Origin of the sequence: Modicisalibacter luteus DSM 23508 (genome assembly GCF_000378505.1) — a bacterium.
GTDB classification, from domain to species: domain Bacteria; phylum Pseudomonadota; class Gammaproteobacteria; order Pseudomonadales; family Halomonadaceae; genus Modicisalibacter; species Modicisalibacter luteus.
Genome location: NZ_KB900006.1, coordinates 23,144 through 45,894, shown reverse-complemented (window position 1 = coordinate 45,894; position 22,751 = coordinate 23,144). Strand labels below are relative to the sequence as shown.

The following is a 22,751-nucleotide window of genomic DNA, read 5'->3' as shown; positions in this document are numbered from 1 at the left end:
TGCAACAAGAACCGAACCAGACGATGACGCGATGCCTGTTGAACCCGAAATACAGTGGGTGGATACCCCCGACACCTTGAGCCATGCCTGCGACGAGCTAGCGAAGGCATCGTACTTGGCCATGGACACGGAGTTCATTCGCGAGTCGAGTTTCCATCCAATTCCTGCCCTGATCCAACTGACGGGGGGCGGCAAGGTCTACCTGATCGATCCTCAGGCACTGGAAGCGAGCGATGCCGTGCGCCACCTGTTGGGTCAGGAAGGGCCGGTTAAGTTATTGCATGCTTGTAGCGAGGATCTGGAAGTCCTGTCCAAGTGGTCCGGTGTCATCGTGCAGCCGATAATCGATACCCAGCTTGCCCAAGGCATGCTGGGTGAAACGCCGTCCATGGGATACCAGCGCTTGGTTGAGCACTGGACAGGGGACGTGCTGCCGAAGGATGAGACCCGTTCCGACTGGCTGGAGCGGCCATTGAGCGAGGCCCAATGCCGCTATGCGGCTTTGGATGTCGTTTACCTGTTGCCGATCTGGCAGTTGCAGCGTCAGGCGTTGGAAACCAAGGGCCGCCTGGCATGGCTACAGGCCGATTGCGATGAACTCGTGAGCCAGGCTCAGCGTAGCGCCGAGAACGACGGTGAATGGTATCGCCGACACCGTCAGTTGTGGCGGCTGGACCCTCGCTCGATTGCTGCCTATCAGCGGCTGACGGCCTGGCGAGAGGGGGAAGTGCGCCACCGCGATATGCCCCGCAACTGGCTGGTCAGCGACAAGGTGCTGTTTTCCATCGCCGAGGCCTTGCCGGCCAATCGCTATGAGTTATCGCAGGTCGAAGGCGTCAAGCCCAGCCTGATCAAGCGCGAGGGTGACGCGCTGCTGGCCATTTTACGTGATGTGATCCATCTCGAGCCGGAACAGTTACCGGCGGCCTTGCCCTCGCCGATGTCGGGAGCGTTCAAGCGTCGTCTCAAGGCGCTCAAGGGTTGTGTCAGTGAGGCGGCGGAACGGCTGGGGGTTGCGCCGGAGCTATTGGCGCGTCGACGCGACCTGGAAGCCTTGGTCGTGGCTGATCTGGAGCAACTGCCGCTGCCGTTACCTGACGGATGGCGGGGCGATCTGCTTGTTGAACCGTTCGAGAAGGCGCTGGGCGCCTTGGCCACTGAGGCCGAAAGGAACTGACATGCGCAAGATGCTGTGTGAAATCTTCAAGAGTCCCTTGAAGGACGAGATGTATCTGTACATTGACAAGCGACGCGGTCTGGAAGACGTGCCGGAGGCGTTGCTCGAGCGATTTGGCCGGCCAGTGTCAGTAGTGACCATGATCCTGACCGAAGATAAGGCGCTGGCACGTGCCGACGCGAGAAAAGTCATTGCAGCAATCGATGAGCAAGGATTTTACCTGCAAATGCCGCCAGCCAAGGAAGACTATCTGCTGGATCTGTATCGCACTCCGACGCAGGCCAAGTATTGATGCGTGAGCGATTCTGGGAACGTTATTCTTTAACGGAACTGAGCGATAGTGAGTGGGAGGCGCTATGTGATGGCTGCGGTCAGTGCTGTCTACTCAAGCTCGAGGATGAGGATAGCGGTGAAATCGTAACCCTTGACTTGGCGTGTCGGCTACTTGATATACGGCAATGTCGCTGTAGCGATTATTCAAACCGTTTCGCACGTGTACCGGGCTGTACCAAGCTCAGTCTGGACAATTTGCCGGCCTTTCGCTGGCTCCCTGAGACCTGTGCTTACCGACGGCTGCATGAAGGGCGTGGGCTGGCGGATTGGCATCCTCTGGTTTCAGGTGATTCAGGTAGCGTACAGCGTGCGGGCGTCGGTGTGGCACGCTTCGCCATTCCCGAAGAAAGCGTGCCCGATGAAGAACTCGAAGACCATATCATCGCTGTCTTGCCTATTGGCGACTGACTGAGTCCACGAGGGGGCTCACCCATTCAGCATGGGTGAGCCAGTGGTTCACGATACTTTTAAAGTGCCTGTTCAGCCTTTCCCAGAGCCCATAGCACGAAGGCGTCCTGACGGGCGACATCGCGCCATGCCTTGAAGCGCCCCGACGCACCACCGTGTCCGGCGGCCATATCAGTGTGCAGCAGAACCGGCCCTCTTGCCGTTCCTAGTTCGGTCAGACGGGCATAAAGCTTGGCGGGCTCCCAGTAGGGTACTCGAGAGTCATGCCAACTTCCTTGTAGGAAGACACTGGGGTAGGGGCGGGCTGCCAGGTTGTCGAGTGGGGAATAGTCACGAATGCGGCGACGTGCAGCAGGCTCGTCGGGATTGCCCCATTCGGTGTATTCCGCAGTGGTCAGCGGCAGGTCAGGATTCTCCATGGTGCGCAGAACATCGACGAAAGGAACGTCAAGTATCGCAGCGCAGAAGGCTTGGGGATCGAGGTTGAGGCTGGCGCCGACCAGTAGCCCGCCGGCACTGGCACCGTAAGCAGCAATGCGTTGATCGTCGGCTAGGCCGGTATCGACCAGGGCGTCACGAGCGGAAAGAAAGTCGCGAAAACTGTTCTCCTTGTGCTCGAGTTTTCCCGCTAGGTACCAAGGTTCGCCACGATCGCCGCCACCGCGGACATGGGCGACGGCAAATGCGATGCCGCGCTTGAGTAGCTCGAGACGCGCCACTGAAAACCAGGGGTCAAGAACCTCGCCATAGGCGCCATAACCGTAAAGCAGCGTGGGCAAGGGGTGCTTGCCTAGTAAATCGGCGCGGGCCACGACCGAGACCGGGATGCGCTCGCCATCGTGCGATGTCGCCCAGATGCGCTGACAGACGAGTGCTTCGGGAAGGAGGTCGCCATGGATCGGCATGCGCTTCAGTACTTTGCGTGTATCGCTATTCAGGTCATGTTCGACCCAGCGTACCGGGAGAGTGAATGACTCTTCGCGAAGACGCAGTCGCCGAGACGAAAAGTCGGGTGTGTCGCCCAGCATCAGGCTGCACGGTGTATCGGCCAACGGCAAATAGCGATCTCCGTGTATGCCATGCTGGTCGTCGATCTCGATGACACGCAGCAGTACCTGAGCCTGTTCGTGGTCGCGCTCGGTGAGGACCAGGCCCCAGTCGAAGGCATCAATGCCCTCCAGGGTGTGATCGTGTCGATGATCGATTAAGGGCTGCCAGTGACCGGGCGTATCTTCGTCGGCGATGTCGAGCTGAAAATGTGGAGCGGCGCGGTTGTGGATGACGTAAAAATACCCAGGCCGGTGCTCGATGCTGTATTCCACGCCACTTTCGCGGGGGCGAATGCAGCGAGGAGAAGTGGCTGGCGAACGCGCTGGGATCAGGTGACATTCCGAGGTGTCTTTGGACGCAGTCTCGAGAACCAGCCAGGCTTTCGAGCGAGTCTTGCCCAGCCCGACCCAGAACTCCGGGTCGGCCTCTTCAAAAATACACACGGGATCCCTGTCGTCTCGTGTCAAACGCCAGACACTCGAGGGGCGCTGTGTGGCATCGTAACGCGTGAAGAATAGGGTGCGGTTATCCTCGGCCCACGTCAGATCGGGGCCGATGTCGGTCATTATTCGCTGCGGCTCGCCCTCGGGCAGACGACGCAGATAGAGTTCGAAGTATTCGTCGCCTCGGCGATCTTCGGTCCACGCCAGCCAGCCTTCATCCGGTGAAATGGCCAGGTCGCCGAGCTCCAGATAGTGATGCTCGCTGGAGCGCTGCTCGAGATCGAGCAGGCACTCCCTCTGGTCAGGGGACTGGTTGGGGTGACGCCACCAGATCGGATAGTCGGCATCCGCCGCAGTCTCGCTCCAGTAGGTGTAGCGCTCCAGTGGCGTCCGCAATCCTTCGACGGCCAGTTCGCGACGTGCCAGATGGCCTTGGTAAAGCGCTTCCATCAGGGGCTCGAGTGGCCTCAGCGCCTGATCGCTCTCTACGTTGGCGGCTTCTAGAAAACGTCTGACTTCGGGATCGTCCCTGTTTTCCAGCCAGTGCCAGTCGGGATCGTCGGCACGCGCGAAGCGAGCTACAGGAGATTCGTGATTCGACGAAATGATCGGCGGCTGTGCTTTCATTGGGTGCGGTGTACCATGATGGGCAAATGAGTTAAGGAAATAAGCAAATGCTGATATCCGATTCCATACCATTACTATGGCTGTGCTATGTGGCATTGTCGCTCGTCGTCCTGGGGACTGGCTACCTTGCCATTCGCTGGTTACCTCGATTGCCGAAATTTATCATTACCGGAGTGGTGGCTGGTCTGGTGTGGATGCCTGCCGGTTTCACGTTGACCCGGTTGGAGGGAGATTCCTCCTACAACGGGCTTGCACCAGCCATCGTAGTGGCCAGTGTGGCATTCCTGCAGCATGACGGCGAGGCCGTACGTAATGCGCTGGCTTTTTTGCTACTGGGTGCCGGTATCGGTGCCGCGTTAGGCGCGATGCTGTGGGTATGGCTGAGACGTCGCGATGCCGTCGCTAATGATGCCGCAGGGGATAGCGAAGATCCGGTGGGGGCCGTTCAGGATCGCCGAGAGCCGGTGATAAGGTAAGGATATTCGATGCGAAGATTGATCGCTGCGATAGTCATCTCGTTGCTGGCTTGGGCCGGCCAGGGGTGGGCTCAGGAACGACCAGATGTCCGCTTGGTGGTGGATGTCTCGGGTAGCATGAAACAGAACGATCCCAACCGTCTGAGCGGCAGCGCACTGGAGTTGCTGGTTTCCTTGATGCCGTCGGGAGCGAGTAGCGGTCTGTGGACCTTCGGCAGCGATGTGTCCAATATCCTGCCTACATCCAGGGTCGACGAAAGCTGGCGTCGGCGAGCCTTGGCGTTGAAGCCGGCGCTGGTCGACTACCAGCAGTATACGGATATCGAGCAAGCTATCCGCACGGCCGCCCAAGCCGATCCTGCGTCGGGGGAAAGGCATCTGATCCTGTTGACCGATGGCGTGGTCGATGTTCCCGCGCCACGAGGCGACAAGCAAGCGGCTGATGCCGCCTCACGGCGGCGCTTGCTTGAAGAGCTAGCGCCTGAACTGGCCAATCGGGGCGTAGTGATACATACGATCGCCTTCTCTCCGGGTGTCGACATGTCGCTGGTCGAGCAACTGGCTACCATGACCAGTGGACTTGCCACCGTGGCGGAAAATCCCGAAGCCCTGTTGCGTGCTTTTCTCGATGTACTCGACCGCATCTTTCCGGTCGACCAAGTGCCGTTGCAGGAAGGTCGCTTCACCATCGACGATAAGGTCGACTCCTTTTCCGCCTTGCTATTTCATGAGCCTGACGCGCCTGCGTTAACGCTAATCGGACCAGACGGCCAGCGATATACCGCCAAGGATCATCCCGATACGATCCAGTGGCAGGCTCAGGATCGTTTTGACGTGATTACCGTGCCTTCTCCCGGCGCGGGCGAGTGGCGCATCGAAGGCAATATCGGAGGTGACAGTCGCATCAATATCGACTCATCCCTGACGCTGCGTACGAGCGAAATGCCGACCACCCTCTACCAGGGCTTTCAAACGCCGATCGAAGCCTGGATGGAATCTCGGGGTGCCCCGCTGACTGAGGAGGAAGCTGACGGTCTCGATATCACTGCCGAGTTGCGCACAACAGAAGATAAGGTCATCGAGTCGGTGCCGCTGGAGCGGGAAGGTAGCCATTACCAAGGTTCGCTGCCTGCATTGGAAACCTTGGGCAATGCACGTCTATCGGTAACTGCCCAGGGGCGCGGGTACGTCCGGCAGATGCATCAAGCGGTCAATATTCTACCGGCCATCGATGCCCAGCTTGATGAAGACGTCGGACGTATCAGCCTGCGCTCCGAACACCCACGTATCGGAGTGGATAATACTCAGATCGAGGCGCAGCTTCAGGGAGAGTTGCTCGAAGTCGCTCCGGTCGGCGACAAGCGCTGGCGTATCGATCTGCCTCAGATCGATCCCAATGTCAGCGTTCCAGTCACGCTCTCGGCCCGCGTAGAGCTCGACGGAGAAACGCGTATCCTGACGTTGCCCAACTTACAGCTCAACGCCGATGCCAGTACCGGCCTGGAAAGCGTCGGTTTCGACAATGGCCTGAATGGCCAAGCGCTGCCGGGGGAGGAGGCGCTGGCTCCCGAGCAGCCATCATTGGCGGACCGCTTCAATACGCTGCTGAGTCGGGCGGCCAATGCGTTGCCACAACAGGCGCAGGATTTCTGGGAAGAGAATCCCAGGTTACAACAATACTTTCAGGAACACCGTCTGGCCCCTTGGTTCTGGCTACTGGCCGTGATCGTTGTCATAGTGCTGCTGATCGTTCGGCGTCGGCGCGTGTCCCAGCGGCGCCGGACCACTCATCGGGAGGAGCCGCATGTGTGAGCTGCTGGGCATGAGCGCCAATGTGCCCACCGATATCTGCTTCAGTCTGACCGGCTTCCTGCATCGTGGGGGTGGCACCGGCCCGCATCGTGACGGATGGGGAATCGCCTTTTACGAAGAAGGCGGCTACCGTGATTTTCGCGATCCGCACCCGTCGGTCGACTCGCCGATTGCCCGCTTGATTCGTGATTACCCCATCAAGTCCCATGTCGTAATCAGCCATATTCGGCAGGCCAACGTGGGCGGAGTGCGCCTGGCCAATACGCATCCTTTTACACGCGAAATGTGGGGGCGGCAGTGGTGCTATGCGCACAATGGCCAGCTAAATGGCTGGGAAACGCTTGGCCTGCCGTTCTATGCTCCGGTTGGCACGACTGATAGCGAACATGCATTCTGCTGGTTGATGGGTGAATTGAGGCAGCGCTTTCCCTCGCCGCCGGAGCAACCCGAGCGGCTCTGGGAGGCGCTGCATGAGCTTTGTGAATATCTGCGGACATTAGGCGTCTTCAATCTGCTGCTGTCGGATGGGCATTACCTGTATTGCTACTGCTCGACAAAACTGGCCCATATCACGCGGCGAGCCCCATTCGGCAAGGCGCAACTCAGTGATACCGAGTTGGTGGTCGATTTCATCGAACATACCAGCTGCCATGATGTCGTTTCGGTGATTGCCACCGAGCCGCTGACCGATAATGAGCGTTGGACCCGTATGGAGCCTGGCGAGATGCTGGTATGGAGGCATGGTGAGATCCAGGCACGCTTGACAACCCGTGTGGAGGATTCTCCCTTGGTTGCCAGGTGAACGGGCGTTTCAATCGTTTGTTTTACAGCGGGTCGGCCCTGTTATAAGGTGCGATCAGCACTTTGGATTCGCTTTCAAGCGAACAGCGCTGTCAGACACTGACGCTCAAGATAACAAGAAACCGGTACCGATCGGTTCACTGCGGAGATAAAAGTCCATGAGCCAGCACGCCACTGCTCCCATCCTTTCTGGACCCGCCCTCGCCGGGCTGGAGGATTACGCCTCGGTCATGGATGTGTTCCATGCCTCGGTCAGGCGTTTCGCCGACAAGCCGGCCTTTAGCTGCATGGGGCGTACGCTGACCTATGCCGAGCTGGATCGACTGTCCGCTGATTTCGCTGCGTGGCTACAGCACGAGACCGACCTCGAGCCCGGCGATCGTATCGCCATACAATTACCCAACCTGCTGCAGTTTCCGATTGCCGTTTTCGGCGCCCTGCGGGCCGGCCTGGTAATCGTCAATACCAACCCGCTCTATACCGAGCGAGAGATGCAGCATCAGTTCAAGGATTCGGGGGCCAAGGCCATCGTGATCCTGGCCAACATGGCCGATAAGCTGGAGCGAATCATCGCGCGCACCGACATACGCCATGTGCTAGTGACGCAAATTGGCGATATTCATGGCTTTCCCAAGCGCCTGGTGATCAATGCGGCGGTCAAGTACATAAAGAAGATGGTGCCACGCTATTCGATACCGGGCGCGGTCGACTTTCGACAGGCGCTAGCCAAAGGGCACGGCCTGGACCACCGGGAGACCGTTCGACAGCAGGGCGATGTAGCCGCGTTGCAATATACCGGGGGGACGACCGGTCTGGCCAAGGGAACGATGCTCACTCACTGCAATCTTGTCGCTAACATGCTGCAGTCGCGTGCGGTAATCTCCGATGTACTGGGTGAAGGCTGCGAGACGGTAGTTGCGCCGTTGCCGGTTTACCATATCTACACCTTTACCGTGAATTGCCTGTTCATGATGGAAACCGGCAACCACACGATCCTTATACCTAATCCGCGCGACATCGATGGCTTCATCAAAACGTTGAAGACCGTGAAATATACCGGTTTCGTGGGTCTCAATACGCTCTTTAACGCATTATGCAATCGCGAAGACTTTCGCGCCCTGGATTTCTCCTCGCTAAAGTTGACGATTTCGGGAGGTATGGCTCTGACCAAGCCCGTGGCCAAGCGCTGGGAGGAGGTGACCGGATGCCCGGTGGCTGAAGGCTATGGCATGACTGAAACCTCACCGGTGGTGTCGTTCAATCCACCACGTGCGATCCAGTTGGGCACTATCGGCAAACCGGTGCCAGGCACCTCGGTAAAGGTTGTCGATAGTGATGGTGAAGCGTTGCCTTACGGTGAGCCCGGAGAGCTGTGCGTCAAAGGCCCGCAGGTCATGAAGGGCTACTGGAACCGCCCCGAGGATACGGCGGTGACCCTTGATGCCGAGGGCTGGATACGGACCGGTGATATTGCTGTGCTGCAGGAAGATGGCTACATACGTATTGTGGATCGCAAGAAGGATATGATCATCGTTTCGGGGTTTAATGTTTACCCCAACGAGATCGAGGATGTGATGGCTGGCCACCCCGACGTGATCGAAGCCTGCGCCGTCGGCGTGCCCGACGAAACCAATGGCGAAGCGATCAAGCTCTTTGTCGTGTCGCGCAATGAAGCACTGGATGCCGAAACGCTGCGCCAATGGTGTCGCAAGCAACTGACCGCCTACAAGGTGCCCAAGTTGATCGAGTTCCGTGACGAGTTGCCCAAGACCAATGTCGGCAAGGTTCTGCGCCGCGAGCTTCGCGACAGCTGAGCGTCGATTGGCCGCGAGCGCGGCGATGGCGGTACAATAGCCTGTCCGCCCCGGTGACCCGGGGCGGACAGGCTATTTTTACGATGCGAGGATGAATTGAGCCCGACCTCACCCCCGACCCAAGTCCTGAAGGAACTTGAACAGCGTCGCTCGCGCCTCGATGCGTGCCTGCTTCGCGATGCCCACGATCAGGCTCGTCGCATTGCACGCCTGCGGCAGCGAGCGCGTGCCGGCAAGCCGATCGATCGGGCACTACGCGATATCGATGCACGAGTGTCGTCTTCACAGGCAGCATTGGAAGCTCGTCGGCAATTGCCAGTGACCCTGCGCTATCCCGAATCGCTGCCGGTCGCGGAAAAACGCGAGGACATTCTCGCTGCGCTCCGCGAGCATCAGGTCGTGGTGGTAGCCGGCGAGACCGGATCGGGAAAGACGACTCAGTTACCTAAACTCTGTCTGGAACTCGGATTGGGCCGGCGTGGCCTGATCGGCCATACCCAGCCGCGCCGTCTGGCGGCACGCTCGGTAGCCACCCGCCTGGCCGAGGAGCTCGAAGTGCCGCTGGGTGGTCAGGTCGGCTATCAGGTTCGCTTTACCGATCAGACCAACGAGCGCACGCTGGTCAAGCTGATGACTGACGGTATCCTGCTAGCCGAGACACAGCACGACCCTGATCTTGAACGCTACGAGGCAATCATCATCGACGAGGCCCACGAACGTAGCCTCAACATCGATTTTCTGTTGGGTTATCTCAAGCGCCTCATCGAGCGTCGTCCCGACCTCAAGATCATCATCACATCGGCGACCATCGATGTGGAGCGTTTCGCGGCGCATTTCGCCATGTCAGACGGAGAAGGCGAACGCCGCCCGGCTCCTGTGATTCAGGTTTCGGGACGAACCTATCCCGTCGAGGTGCGCTACCGGCCACTGGTGCGCGAGGTGGACGACGAGGAAGACCGTACCCTGCAGGAAGGGATCCTTCACGCCATGGAGGAAATCGAGGCCATCGAGCGCGAGAAGCGCTGGTTCAGTGGGCCTCGCGACGTGCTGGTGTTCCTGCCGGGTGAGCGCGAGATTCGCGAGACGGCCGATACCTTGCGGCGGGCCGACCTGAAGCACACCGAAATCCTCCCGCTGTATGCGCGGCTCTCCAACGCCGAGCAGAATCGCGTGTTCCAGACACATAGCGGACGCCGCATCGTGCTGTCGACCAACGTCGCCGAAACCTCGCTGACGGTGCCGGGCATCCGCTATGTCATCGATCCTGGCCTGGTTCGCATCAGCCGCTATAGCTACCGGGCCAAGGTCCAGCGTCTGCCCATCGAGCCGGTGAGTCAGGCCAGTGCCGATCAGCGTAAGGGGCGCTGCGGTCGCGTCGCCGAAGGGTTGTGTATTCGTCTTTACAGCGAAGAGGATTTTCTCTCCCGTCCCGAATTCACCGAACCTGAGATACAGCGTACCAACCTGGCCTCGGTCATTTTGTCCATGCTCTCGCTCAAGCTGGGGGACATTGAGGAATTCCCGTTCGTCGATGCGCCGGACTCTCGGTTCATCAAGGATGGTTTTCGTCTGCTGTTCGAGCTTGGTGCCGTAGACGAGGGTAACCGGCTGACAACCACCGGGCGTCGGTTGGCACGGCTACCCATCGATCCTCGGCTGGCGCGGATGGTGCTGGCCGGGGCCGAGCGTGACTGCCTGCGTGATGTCCTGATCATCGTCAGTGCCTTGTCGGTACAGGACCCGCGTGAGCGTCCAGCTGAGAAGCGACAGGCAGCCGACCAAGCTCACAAGCGCTGGGATGATGTCGACTCGGATTTTGTCGCCTGGCTCAATCTCTGGATAGGCTTTGAATTGGCCCGGGACGAGTTGTCAGGTAACCAGCTGCGCCGGTGGTGTCGTGATAATTACATCAATTATCTACGTGTTCGTGAATGGCACGACACCTACCGGCAGTTGCGCCAGCTTTTGCGTGACATGGACATCGAGGTGCCTTCGGCACCGCCAGCGAATGAGCGGGCCGAACCTGACGAAGCGGTTTCTCCCGATCAACGGCGTCATCATTATGGTCAGCTACACCAGGCCTTGCTGACAGGCCTATTATCGAATATTGGCCAGTTCATCGAGAATCGTGAATACCTTGGAGCACGTAACCGGCGCTTCATGATTCACCCGGGCTCCGGGCTGGCCAAAAAGACACCTAAGTGGCTCATGGCGGGGGAGCTCGTGGAAACCACCCGGCTGTTTGCCCGTGAAGTGGCACGTATCCAACCGGAGTGGATCGAGCCATTGGCCACCCACCTGACCAAACGATCCTACAGTGAGCCACACTGGGAAATGAAGCGTGCCCAGGTCGTCGCCTATGAACAGGTCACCTTGTTCGGCCTGCCGATCGTGGCGCGGCGAAAGATCCATTACGGGCCGGTGGCACCCAGTGAGGCACGGACAATTTTCATCCGACGGGCACTGGTGGAAGGGGAGTACCGCACCAATGCCCAGTTCTTCTCCCACAACCGGGACCTGATCGATGAGGTGGAAAACCTTGAAGATCGAGCCCGCAAGCGCGATATTCTAGTTGATGAGGAAACGCTGTTCGATTTCTATGACCAGCGCTTGCCCGAAGACATCATCAACGGCAAGGGGTTCGAGCATTGGCGTCAGCAGGCCGAGCGTGATGACCCGGATATATTGAAGTTCGACAAGGCGGCGCTGATGGCGCGTAGCGCCGAAGATATCAGTGCCGTCCAGTATCCTGACGAGCTGGTGCTGAGTGGCGTTCGCTATCCCTTGAGTTATCACTTTGCGCCAGGGGCTGAAGACGATGGGGTGACGATGACCGTGCCGGCTGCCATGCTGCCGCAGCTGCCACGCTACCGTCTCGAGTGGCTGGTGCCGGGGCTGTTGCGTGAAAAGTGCATAGCGCTGCTCAAGTCGTTGCCCAAGTCGGTGCGGCGCCAGGTGGTGCCGATTCCCGACTGGGTCGATGCGGCGCTGGAAGCGCTGTCTCCTGGCAATGTGCCCCTGACCGAGGCGCTGGGAGAGTTCCTGCGTATCAAGACGGGGTTACGCCTATCGGGTGACGATTGGCGAACCGAACACCTCGAGCCGCATCTGCGCATGAACCTGCGCGTGGTATATCATACCGGCAAGGTGCTCGGTCAAGGGCGCGATCCGGCTGCGCTGGAGCGGCGTTTCAGCGCCGAGGCGAGTGCCGGCGCGCAGGCGTTGGGCGAGACTGTGGATGCCCGTCAGGATGTCGATGATCTGCCTGAAACGCCCTTGGCCGAATCCAGCACTACCAGCCAGGCCGGCATTCGTGTCAAGGCGTACCCTGCCTTGGTGAAGCATGACAAGGGCGCGAGCTTGTCGATACGCCTGTTCGATCATCCCGACAAGGCACGCGAGATGCATCGACAGGGCATCAAGTGTTTAGCGATACAGCGCCTGCCGGGTCAGGCCAAGGCGATCAGGCAACTTAAGGGCGTGGACCGCTGCGCACTGTTGTTCACCAAGGTAGGCAGCAAGACACAATTGCTCGACGATCTGGTCTCAGCGGCGTTCCTGCATGAGATCGCTTTCGATCCGCTACCGCGTTCGCGCGATGACTTCATTCAGCGGCTGGATGAACGGCGCGCTGACTTGGTGCCTTATGCCGAGACGCTGGTCGAGACGCTGCTCAAGGCGCTGGAAGGGCACTTGGCAGTGACACAGGCGTTGAAAGGTAATCTGAATCTTGCACTGGCCTTGGTATACAGTGATTTGAAGGCCCAGATGCAGCGCCTGGTTCATCCTGGCTTCATCAGTGAAGCCGGGGAATGGCTCAAGGAATACCCACGCTACATGGAAGCGGCAAAGATTCGACTGGATAAGGCGCCGCGTGAGCGCATGCGCGACCAGATGCTAATGCAGGAAATCCACGGTTTCGAGACGCGCTGGAATGACCGCCGGCAAAGCGAGCAACGCAGCGGCTGGGAGGATCCGGCACTGGTTGAATTCGGCTGGTGGCTGGAAGAGTTTCGCGTATCGCTATTCGCACAGCAGCTGGGAACGCGTTTTCCCGTGTCCGCCAAGCGCCTGGAACGGCGTTGGGCGGAGATTGCCGGGCGACGCAGCGAATGACGTCTGGTAAGACGTGGCGGGTGGCAACAACCACCGCGAGGAGATAACCATGACAAACGCTGTGATTACCGGCACGGGCCTTTACACGCCGGAGCACGCTATCGATAACGATACCCTGGTGGCGGCGTTCAATGCCTGGGTGGACCGGGAAAATACCCATCACGCCGATGCTATCGCGCGGGGAGACAGAGAACCGCTGGCTTATTCCAGCAGTGAGTTCATCGTCAAGGCTTCGGGTATCCATAGCCGGTATGTGCTCGACGCCAAGGGTATCCTCGATCCAGAAAGAATGCGGCCGTGTCTGCCTCAGCGCCGCAACGATGAAATGTCGATCCAGGGCGAGATGGGAGTTGCCGCCGCCCGGGCGGCACTGGATCGTGCCCGGGTGGATCCTGCCGAGATCGACATGCTGATTGTCGCATGCTCCAATCTCGAGCGGCCTTACCCCGCCATGGCAGTAGAATTGCAGGCGGCCCTGGGAACGGGGGGCTATGCTTTCGACATGAACGTTGCCTGCAGTTCTGCTACGTTTGCCATCGAAGCTGCCAACAATGCTATTGCCAGCGGTAGCATACAGCGTGCATTGATCGTCAGCCCGGAAGTCTGTTCTGCGCATCTCAACTTTCGCGATCGCGATAGCCATTTCATCTTCGGTGATGCATGCACCGCCATGGTCATCGAAGCACGTGACCAGGTCAGGGCCGACATCGGTTATGAAATTCTGGGCACCCGCTTGTTGACCCGCTTTTCCAACGCCATTCGCAACAACGCTGGTTTTCTCAATCGTGTTACCGACAGCGATCCGCTAGCGCAGGACAAGCTATTCGTGCAAGAAGGCCGCCGGGTCTTCAAGGAAGTCTGTCCTTTGGTAGCGCAGCTCATTACGGAGCATCTGGAAACCCTGCGGCTATCAGGTAATGATCTGGATAGGTTGTGGCTGCATCAGGCAAACCGGCACATGAACGATCTGATCGCCCGCAAGGTGCTGGGCTTTGGCCCCTCGGAGTCACAGGCGCCGGTCATTCTCGACCGGTACGCCAATACCAGTTCGGCGGGCTCGATTATAGCCTTCCATTTACACCGTGATGATCTCCCGCCGGGCGCGTTGGGCGTGATTTGCTCATTTGGTGCCGGCTACAGTGCCGGCAATGTGATCGTACGCAGGATGAACGAATGAAAACGTTAGCAGTGGCCGTCGCGGCCGGCTTGATGCTGGGCGGCTGCGCCGGCCAGGCCCAACAGACCGCCGCCAACCCCATCGATCCCTGGGAGCCCTTCAATCGGCAGGTGTTTGCGTTCAATGATGCGCTAGATCGCTATGCGCTCAAGCCGGTGGCACAGGGCTATGACACGATCACCCCCGAGCCGGTGCAGACCGGCGTCGGCAATTTTTTTACGAATCTTGGCGAGATACGCACCATTGCCAACAGCGTACTGCAGTGGAAATGGGCGAATGCGGGGGTGGCCTCGAAGCGCTTCGTGCTTAATACGACGTTAGGACTTGGCGGGTTGCTGGATCCTGCCACGGAACTGGGCTGGACGGCGCGAGAGGAGGATTTCGGCCAGACTCTCGCAACCTGGGGGGTGGGCGAAGGTCCCTTTGTCGTGCTGCCGATCCTGGGTGGGCGTACCCTGCGTCATGCCGGTGGCCTGCCGGCCGACTGGTATGCCGATCCGGTGACCTATGTCGAAGAGGATGCTGTACGTTATGGTGCGCGCGGGCTTGAACTGATCAACTACCGAGCCAGCGTCCTGGACGAAGAGGCATTGATTCGCGGGGATCGTTACAGCTTCCTGCGCGATACTTACTTGCAGACACGTCGCTTTGAGGTCAACGATGGCGAAATGGGAGCGGATCCGTTCGCGAGTGACGATTTCGAATTCGATGACAGCGACTTCGCCGAATAGAGGCCTGCCGACATGGCCAGTTCGCGCACCCTGATCGGCTTGCTTGACTTGCCCGGCGAAGAGCGAGATGCCTTGGCCGAGGCCATTGCCAAGGGGGGACTCTCGGTTGCTGTCGCCGATCGTGTCGACGCATTGCCGGCCGAGACTACGTTGATCGTGGCGCATGTGCGTGCGGTACCCGCACAGGACTGGCCGACATTGTCCCGGCGCCTGCCCACGGTCGTGGTCAGTGAGATGCGTCTCGACGGGGATTTGCTTACGGCAGTGGATGCGGGGTTGGTGGATTATCTGGTCCACCCTCTGCAACATAGTGACGTGCTGCGTCGGCTCATTATGCGTACTCTGGAGCATCACCAGTTGGCGGAAGAGCATGCTCGTGACCGAGCTAGGCTCGCCGAACTCAACGAGAATCTGGAGACGCATCTGGCCATGCTGCGGCTCGACCAGCAGGGCGGTAGTCAGATCCAGCGCCGATTGCTCCCGCCGCAGCCGTTAAAGATCAATGGTGTCGAATGTGAGTACTGGCTGGCGCCATCGTTGTATTTGTCGGGCGATTTTCTCGATTATCAACGCTTCGATGACCGGTATAGCGTGTTTTACTTCGCGGATGTGTCGGGCCATGGCGCCTCGTCGGCCTTCGTGACGGTTCTGCTGAAATACCTGAGTAATCGATGGTTGAGCGAGTGGGATGGGATGTCGCCCGAAACACTGGCCTCACGTTGGTTGGCCCAGCTCAATAATGAGCTTATCGAGACTAGTATTGGCAAGCACGCCACCCTGTTCGTGGGAGTCATCGACCGTGAATGCCAGCATATGTATTACTCCTTGGGCGCGCAGATGCCCATGCCCCTCTTGATGTCTGGCGATAGCTTCCAGGTAATCGAAGGGGAAGGAATGCCGGTCGGTTTGTTTCCTAAAGTTACTTATCCTGCCTATGATGTTACGCTGCCAGAGAACTTCCGGCTTTGGCTGTGTTCGGACGGGGTATTGGAATGTCTGCCGGGTGGCACGTTGGATGAGCGACTCGTTGAGCTGCGACAGCGCGTAGCCCAGTGCCAGGATGTTGCGGCCTTGCGGACCAGCCTGGCCGTGGACCGCTCGGTGGACGATGAAGATACGGAACGTCAAGAACTGCCGGATGATTTGACCATCATGTTATTGAGCGGATTTGACCATGACGAGCGGTGAGGGACGAATCAAGGCGGCGTACGAAGCCGGTGTGTTCGTGCTCAAGCTGTGCGGTGACGTACGACTCACGCTATGCGCAACGCTGGACAACGAGGCGCAGCGTTTGGCCGATATGCCTGGCTTGAAAGCGGTAATCGTTGATCTGCGTGAAGCCACCAACGTCGATTCCACCGCGCTGGGCTTTCTTGCCAAGGTAGCCATGGCAGTCCAGGGTCGCCTATCTCACCCTCCGACCATAGTGGCCGACCATCCCGATGTTCGCCGTATGTTGGATGTCATGGGCTTCTCACGCTACTTTACGCTGGTACGTGCCCCGCTCGTCGAGCCATCCGAACTGGATGAACTACCTCGGGTACAAGCTGACGAAACGGGGATGCAGCAACGCATACTTGAGGCGCACCGGATTCTGATGCGCATGAACGAACATAATCGCGAACAGTTTCAGCCATTGGTGGAACTGCTCGAGGCTCAGGAAAGCAAACCGACGCACTGAAGCAGCGCAAGACGCGCAAAAAACGCCCGGCTGAAGCCGGGCGTTTTTTGGTTTGGCAGGGCAAGAATAAGCCTTGCCTGGCTAGCGGCGTAGCTCGGCCAGCAACTCTTCGAGCTTGCGCTGATCGCCCATGAACTTGCGTATGCCTTCGGCCAGTTTCTCCGTGGCCATGGCGTCCTCGTTCATTTCCCAGCGAAATTCACTTTCAACGAAGGGTTCGGGGGGAGAGGTCTCGGCTTCCAGTGCCGTGAGCTGCCGTTCCAGTGTTCCCTCACTCGTGGCTAATTCCTCGAGCAGTTGCGGCGAGATGGTCAGTCGGTCGCAGCCTGCCAGTGCTTCGATCTCTCCGCTGTTGCGGAAGCTTGCTCCCATGACCACTGTCTTGTAGCCATGCCCCTTGTAGTGCTCATAAATGCGCTTGACCGACTGGACACCTGGATCGTACTGGCCGGTGAAATCGGCGTTGGGCTCCTTTACCTTATACCAGTCGAGAATGCGCCCAACGAACGGCGAGATCAGAGTAACGCCCGCGTCGGCGCAAGCTTGGGCCTGAGCAAAGCTGAACAGGAGAGTAAGGTTGGTGTGAATGCCTTCGCGCTCAAGTTGCTCGGCGGCTCGGATGCCTTCCCAAGTGGAAGCGACCTTGATCAGGATACGATCCCGCGAGATGTCGCGTCGTTCATAACGCTCGATCAGCGAGTGGGCACGAGCCAAGGTAGCCTGGGTATCGAAGGAGAGTCGGGCACTCACTTCCGTCGAGACGTAGCCTGGCACCAGCTCGCTGATCTCGGCCCCGACCTCGACGGCCACGGCATCGACGGCATCGTCGATATCGGTGCTTTCGCGTGCCAGCTCGGCCATCCTTGCGCGCCGGCTCTCATGCTGAGCGGCCTGCAGAATCAGCGACGGGTTGGTTGTGGCGTCGGTGGGTGAGAAGCGCCGAATGGCGTCCAGATCGCCGGTGTCTGCGACGACTGTAGTCATCGATTTGAGTTGGCTCAGCTTGTCCTTTGCCATGTCTTGCAGTTCCTTGGTTCGTGACGGTCACTCACTTTATCAAGCGTGTCACGGTGCGCCTAGCAGTCAGGCGTAGGTCAACATCGGCGATTCCGAGTCTCGGGGTTCGTCGGTACTGCCAAGTAGCCTTTGGCTCGGCGAAGCCAGCTCGTTACGGGATGTACCCTCGCTATCGGCGCTTCGCTCGGCCAGCCGGAAGTGGGCCACACTATCTCGCATTGCGATGGCAGATTGCTCCAGGGCCTGTGATGCTTCGGCGGCTTCCAGCACCAATCGGGTATTCTGCTGGGTGACACGCTCCATCTGATCGATGGCCTGGTTGACCTGAGCGATGCCGTGACTCTGTTCGGATGATGCGTTGGCGATTTCTTCCATGATGTCGTTGACGCGCTGGATCTCGGCCACGATGTCTTCCATGGTATTCCCGGCCCGATCCACCAAGGCTGTACCATTTGCCACCTTTTCGGAGGAAGCTTGAATCAGTTCGCGAACCTGGCTGGCCGCAGTGGCGCTGCGTCCAGCCAATTCACGCACCTCACCGGCGACGACGGCAAATCCACGTCCTTGTTCCCCGGCGCGGGCTGCCTCGACAGAGGCATTGAGTGCCAGAATATTGGTGTGGAAGGCAATTTCGTCGATGACGCCAATGATCTCGGCCACTTGCCGTGCGCTGTGGTTGATGTCTCGCATGGTATCGACGACGTTGCTCATGACGTTACCGCCTTGTCGCGCTGTATGAGCGGCATTGGCGGCCAGCCGGCTGGCCTGGCGTGCGTTCTCGGCATTCTGAGTTACCGTTGAGGTCAGCTCGTCCATGCTGCTGGCCGTCTCCACCAGGGCGGCCGACTGCTGTTCGGTGCGCGACGAGAGATCGTTGTTGCCGCTAGCGATGTGGTAGGCACCGTCATGCACCTCCTGGCTGCTATGGCGTATATGGGCCACCGTCTCGGCCAGGCTATGCTGCATGGCGCTGAGGCCCTGATAGAGCTTGCCGATCTCGTTGTGGCCTCGGTGCTCCACCACCTCGGACAGATCGCCGTTTGCCATACGCTCGAAATGGTCTCCGACCCGGCGCAGGGGGCGGATTACGTTACTGGTTACGCCCCAGAGCACCAAGCCCATCAGTGCGAGAGCGAGAGCAACGGCAACGGCAATGGCGCGATCCATCCAGCCACTGGATTGATGGAATTGATCAACCAGCGCATTGCCACTGAGTTGAGAAGCAAGAACGAACTCGTCGGCACTTTCCATAAAGGCCTGGCTCATCTCGCTGACTCGGGATTGTCCTGAGCGATACCCGGAGAAGTCACCGTCCTCGAGGACCATGAGTTGTAGAGAAAGGCCAGTATTCAGCAGTGACTGGAAGCGTTGGGTCAGTGTGTCGATGGCCTCTAGCTGGCTTTGTTGAGCTGGTACGGACAAGAATCGCTCGAAAGCGGCATCGGCACTTTGCATTAACGACTCGGCGTGTTTGATAACCGGCCCGGGTTGGTCGAACGAAGGTACGCGAATCAGCTCGGCAGCACGATCCATCTCCACTCGGGCGCGGAGCATGTCGATGTAGGCGTGATTGAGCGCTGTGGTCTGCTCGACATTGAGCTGGTTCAGTGTGCCGAACGCCTGGCGACTGAAGTGATTCGAGTAGAGGCCCATAGCGCCGACAATAATCAATAGCAAGCTGAACGTTGCCAGAATCAGTGTCCAACTGAAACGAACAGACATGTTGTCGAGTGCTTTCATTATATTCCCCGCGTGGTTTCTTATTGTCTGCCATGGCATGGTTGTCATGGTTGAGACATGTGTTTTTCATGTCTAGCAAAGGTTTATTGCACTTTGAGGAAACCCACGGAGTCCAAATGGAGCCAATATCGTTTGGATGTGTTGCCGGTATGTCACAATGCCGGACACGACTGCTCAGATAAGTAGGTAATCAACCCGTGTCGTCAACCGATCACGACGTCCGACAGAACTTGTCAGCGAGGCTTTTCTGTAATGAGGGCGAGCTCGCGCAATGTTGTCGCGAAAAATCATGGACGCAGACACTTCTGGGCCCAGTAGAAAACTGGTCGATGAGTTTGCGTACCACTGCCGGGCTTGTCGTCGCATCGCCAACGCCCATGATCCTGCTCTGGGGTTCGCAGCTCGTGCAGATTTATAACGATGGCTATCGCGAGGTCATGGGCAACAAGCATCCACGGGGGCTGGGGCAGCCAAGACGGGAGTGCTGGCCCGAGATATGGGAATTCAATGCCCCTATTTTCGAAAAAGTGTTTGAGCGTGGGGAGTCGCTCACGTTCGAGAATCAACGATTGGTGCTTGAGCGAAACGACACTCCTGAAGAAGCGTACTTTACGCTGTCGTTCAGTCCTGTTCTTGATGATAACGGCGATATTGGTGGGGTATTGGCCACGGTACTTGAGACAACCGCCCAGATGAAACGTGCAAGGGTGGAGGAAGCGCTACGTGAAAGCGACGAGCGCTATCGCCTTGTTGGGCGCGCAACCAACGATATTATCTGGGACTGGAACCTGAAGGATGACAGCCTCGAATGGAACGAGGCCATCGTTTCCCGGCTTGGTTATTCAAAGGCGGAGCTTGGGTCGACCATCGAGTGGTGGTACGAAAACATTCATCCTGAGGATCGCAGCCAAGTCTTACGGGGTATCCATGCCGCCATCGACGGTGGCATGGAAACTTGGAGCGACGAATATCGCTTTCGAAACCAGGACGGCACGTACGGGGCATTTCTTGATCGCGGCTACATCGCCCGGAACAGTGCCGGCCACGCCTATCGCATGATCGGCTCCATGCTTGACCTCACCGAGCGACGCCGAATGGAAGAAGCGTTGCGTGACAGTGAACGGCGAATTGCGCGTGTGCTAAAAATCGAGACGGTCGGTGTGCTGTTCTTCGATATGCAAAGCACCTTCCTCGAAGCCAATGACACGTTTCTGCGTATGACCGGGCTGCGACGTGAGGCCTTGCAACGTGGCGAATTGAGCTCAGAACTTATCACCTTACCTGAATGGATGCCTCGAACTTTGCAGGCCTTCAAAGAACTGAAGGCCAATGGTCGTTTTACACCCTATGAAAAAGAGCTGGTGCGCCCTGATGGAACGCGCTGGTGGGGCTTGTTTGCAGGGGCACAGCTCAGCGAGAACGAGTGCGTAGAGTTCGTGATCGATATCACGGCGCACAAGCACGCCGAACAGGCACGCTATGAAAGCGAAACCCGCTTTCATGCCATTGCCGATCTGGCCCCCGATATGCTCTGGCAGGCTGATCCCGGTGGGCAACGAGTGTGGGTCAATCGTCGCTGGACGGAATATACCGGCCAGTCATCCCAGGAGGCGAATGGTTATGGCTGGATGGAGGCTATCCATCCGTATGATCGGAACGCTGTTCTGGATAAGTATCGGCATGCGGTAGAGACTGGCATGCGCTTTCGCGATGAACATCGTATGCGTCGTTCCGATGGCAGCTACGGGTGGTTTCTGGTCGAGGCTGTGCCGATATGCAACGACGATGGCGATATTACCCACTGGTTCGGATCGGCCAACGATATTCATGACCAGCGCATGACGATGGACCGGCTTGAGGAGCTGGTTGCCGAAAGAACGCAGTCCCTTGCCGAAAGTGAAGAACGTTTCCGTCTGCTGGTGACTACCTCTGCACAAATCATCTGGAGTACCGATGCCACGGGACGCAAGGCCGAGGACTCGCCTTCCTGGCGAGCTTTTACTGGACAAGATGCTGAGAGCTGGCTGAAGGGGGACTGGAAGCGTGTAGTTCACCCGGACGATGTGGCATCGATTGAACGAGCTTGGCAGCGTTCCACCCGCTCTGGACAGCCCTACTTAGTGGAGTATCGCCTTTGGCATGCGCGCAGCGACAATTGGCGCTGGGTTGCGGCCCGTGGTATTCCCCTTCGTGACGGTGTAGGCAAGATCGTGGGTTGGTTTGGCACGAATACTGATATCGACGAACGCAAGCGGGCGGAAGAAGAAGTACGTCGTATGGCATACAGCCTAACGATGGCTGAGCAGGAGGAGCGTCGCCGGGTATCGCAGATTCTCCACGACGACCTGCAACAATTACTGTATGCCTTGCAGATGAAGTTGCGTATGGTCAGCAACCGGCTGACCCTTGACCGGCAGATGGCGTTTGCAGACATGGTTGAGGAAACGCGGGAACTCATCAAGCAGGCGATTGGTACCACGCGTCAGTTGACCGTGGACCTCAGCCCCCCGATTCTCAAGACAGAAGGCTTGGCCGATGCTCTGGAGTGGCTGCAACGACAGATGCTTGAGTTGCACGGCCTCGACGTTGAACTGATAACCGGGCGTACCATGCCCGCTCTCGACGAGGATCTTCGCGTGCTGCTCTTCCAGGTCGTGCGAGAGTTACTGTTCAACGTAAAAAAGCATGCCGGTGTTGATCGCGCTACCGTTGAGCTGAAACAGACTCAGCAGGACCTGATCATCCGTGTCGAAGATCAAGGGCTGGGGATGCACAAAGCAACGGGGGCTGAACGTCAGGGAACCGGCTTCGGATTGTCGAGCGTGCGGGAGCGGCTACGTCAGGTCGGGGGGCGTATGTACATCGAGTCCTCTTTAGGCAGGGGGATGCAGGTGATCATTCGCGTGCCCTGTAACACGCTAAGTGTCGGCAACATCAAGGAGTGATTATGGCTCGGATTTTCGTGGTTGAAGACAATCCGCTGATGCGGGATATGTTGACCGAATTCCTCGCGCTGGAGGCGTCTCTTGAGGTGGTGGGTGTTGTTGAAAGCGCAGAAGCTGCCCTCGAGCGATTTCCTGTCCCTTCACCGGACCTGGTGCTCATTGACATGTCACTGCCAGGCATGAGCGGCATGGAGTTGATCAGAAAACTTCATGAGCAGCAGCCTGGCTTGCCTTGCGCCATGCTGTCGGGACATGGAGAAAAACACTACGTCGAGCAGGCGTTCGATGCCGGTGCCAGCGGCTACATTCTCAAGGGGGAGCCGGATGAACTGCCGCTGGCAATCCAGCAGATACTCGCTGGCGAAGCGTTCGTCAGCCAAGAGCTACAGCGTTAGCCCCAGGG

Annotated in this window: 17 protein-coding genes; 14 read left to right on the top strand and 3 right to left on the bottom strand. The window is 58.4% G+C overall.

Annotated features, from left to right (window positions below; genetic code table 11):
- Nucleotides 1-31 precede the first annotated feature (31 nt).
- Genes rnd through F568_RS0119625 form a run of 3 tightly spaced genes read left to right on the top strand, consistent with a single transcriptional unit; the run spans nucleotide 32 to nucleotide 1,918 of the window.
- The gene (rnd, locus tag F568_RS0119635) at nucleotides 32-1,177 is read left to right on the top strand and encodes a ribonuclease D (protein ID WP_019020478.1); all 1,146 of its coding nucleotides are present in this window, start codon (nucleotides 32-34) and stop codon (nucleotides 1,175-1,177) included.
- A 1-nt stretch (nucleotide 1,178) separates the two neighbouring features.
- Nucleotides 1,179-1,469: a YcgL domain-containing protein gene (locus tag F568_RS0119630; protein ID WP_019020477.1), complete on the top strand. Its 291-nt coding sequence runs from the start codon at nucleotides 1,179-1,181 to the stop codon at nucleotides 1,467-1,469.
- Nucleotides 1,469-1,918, top strand: coding sequence for a YcgN family cysteine cluster protein (locus F568_RS0119625; RefSeq protein WP_019020476.1), 450 nt, complete (start codon nucleotides 1,469-1,471; stop codon nucleotides 1,916-1,918). Before F568_RS0119630 ends, F568_RS0119625 begins: the two co-directional genes overlap by 1 nt.
- Nucleotides 1,919-1,977: 59 nt before the next feature.
- Here the strand turns inward: F568_RS0119625 and F568_RS0119620 are convergent, their stop codons facing one another.
- Nucleotides 1,978-4,038, bottom strand: a complete 2,061-nt coding sequence (locus F568_RS0119620) for a S9 family peptidase (RefSeq protein ID WP_019020475.1) — start codon at nucleotides 4,036-4,038, stop codon at nucleotides 1,978-1,980.
- Nucleotides 4,039-4,085: 47 nt separating this feature from the next.
- On the opposite strand from F568_RS0119620, the gene F568_RS0119615 reads away from it, so the two are divergent.
- The 9 genes from F568_RS0119615 (at nucleotide 4,086) to F568_RS0119575 (ending at nucleotide 16,646) form a co-directional block, all read left to right on the top strand.
- Complete coding sequence (locus F568_RS0119615) at nucleotides 4,086-4,514, top strand: hypothetical protein (protein WP_019020474.1); 429 nt, start codon at nucleotides 4,086-4,088, stop codon at nucleotides 4,512-4,514.
- Between the two features lie 9 nt (nucleotides 4,515-4,523).
- The gene (locus F568_RS0119610; RefSeq protein ID WP_019020473.1) at nucleotides 4,524-6,326 is read left to right on the top strand and encodes a vWA domain-containing protein; all 1,803 of its coding nucleotides are present in this window, start codon (nucleotides 4,524-4,526) and stop codon (nucleotides 6,324-6,326) included.
- Nucleotides 6,319-7,128: a class II glutamine amidotransferase gene (locus tag F568_RS0119605; protein WP_019020472.1), complete on the top strand. Its 810-nt coding sequence runs from the start codon at nucleotides 6,319-6,321 to the stop codon at nucleotides 7,126-7,128. The genes F568_RS0119610 and F568_RS0119605 overlap by 8 nt, the downstream gene beginning before the upstream one ends.
- Before the next feature lie 157 nt (nucleotides 7,129-7,285).
- Nucleotides 7,286-8,941, top strand: coding sequence for an AMP-binding protein (locus F568_RS0119600; RefSeq protein WP_019020471.1), 1,656 nt, complete (start codon nucleotides 7,286-7,288; stop codon nucleotides 8,939-8,941).
- A 96-nt stretch (nucleotides 8,942-9,037) separates the two neighbouring features.
- Nucleotides 9,038-13,057: an ATP-dependent RNA helicase HrpA gene (gene hrpA / locus F568_RS0119595; protein WP_019020470.1), complete on the top strand. Its 4,020-nt coding sequence runs from the start codon at nucleotides 9,038-9,040 to the stop codon at nucleotides 13,055-13,057.
- A 49-nt stretch (nucleotides 13,058-13,106) separates the two neighbouring features.
- Complete coding sequence (locus F568_RS0119590) at nucleotides 13,107-14,234, top strand: beta-ketoacyl-ACP synthase III (RefSeq protein WP_019020469.1); 1,128 nt, start codon at nucleotides 13,107-13,109, stop codon at nucleotides 14,232-14,234.
- Nucleotides 14,231-14,965, top strand: a complete 735-nt coding sequence (locus F568_RS0119585; RefSeq protein ID WP_019020468.1) for an MlaA family lipoprotein — start codon at nucleotides 14,231-14,233, stop codon at nucleotides 14,963-14,965. Before F568_RS0119590 ends, F568_RS0119585 begins: the two co-directional genes overlap by 4 nt.
- Nucleotides 14,966-14,977: 12 nt before the next feature.
- Complete coding sequence (locus tag F568_RS0119580; RefSeq protein ID WP_019020467.1) at nucleotides 14,978-16,153, top strand: PP2C family protein-serine/threonine phosphatase; 1,176 nt, start codon at nucleotides 14,978-14,980, stop codon at nucleotides 16,151-16,153.
- On the top strand, nucleotides 16,140-16,646 hold the full coding sequence (locus tag F568_RS0119575) for an STAS domain-containing protein (protein ID WP_019020466.1): 507 nt from the start codon (nucleotides 16,140-16,142) through the stop codon (nucleotides 16,644-16,646). The genes F568_RS0119580 and F568_RS0119575 overlap by 14 nt, the downstream gene beginning before the upstream one ends.
- 81 nt (nucleotides 16,647-16,727) lie before the next feature.
- Here the strand turns inward: F568_RS0119575 and tal are convergent, their stop codons facing one another.
- Entirely contained in the window at nucleotides 16,728-17,663 is a 936-nt protein-coding gene (gene tal, locus F568_RS0119570; protein ID WP_019020465.1) for a transaldolase, read from the bottom strand.
- A gap of 66 nt (nucleotides 17,664-17,729) precedes the next feature.
- Nucleotides 17,730-19,403 carry a methyl-accepting chemotaxis protein gene (locus tag F568_RS26150; RefSeq protein WP_019020464.1) on the bottom strand — a complete coding sequence of 558 codons (1,674 nt, stop codon included), beginning with the start codon at nucleotides 19,401-19,403 and terminating at the stop codon, nucleotides 17,730-17,732.
- Nucleotides 19,404-19,732: 329 nt separating this feature from the next.
- On the opposite strand from F568_RS26150, the gene F568_RS0119560 reads away from it, so the two are divergent.
- Both F568_RS0119560 and F568_RS23395 read left to right on the top strand, forming a co-directional pair.
- Nucleotides 19,733-22,348: a sensor histidine kinase gene (locus F568_RS0119560; RefSeq protein ID WP_019020463.1), complete on the top strand. Its 2,616-nt coding sequence runs from the start codon at nucleotides 19,733-19,735 to the stop codon at nucleotides 22,346-22,348.
- A 2-nt stretch (nucleotides 22,349-22,350) separates the two neighbouring features.
- Nucleotides 22,351-22,743, top strand: a complete 393-nt coding sequence (locus F568_RS23395; protein ID WP_019020462.1) for a response regulator — start codon at nucleotides 22,351-22,353, stop codon at nucleotides 22,741-22,743.
- Nucleotides 22,744-22,751 lie beyond the last annotated feature (8 nt).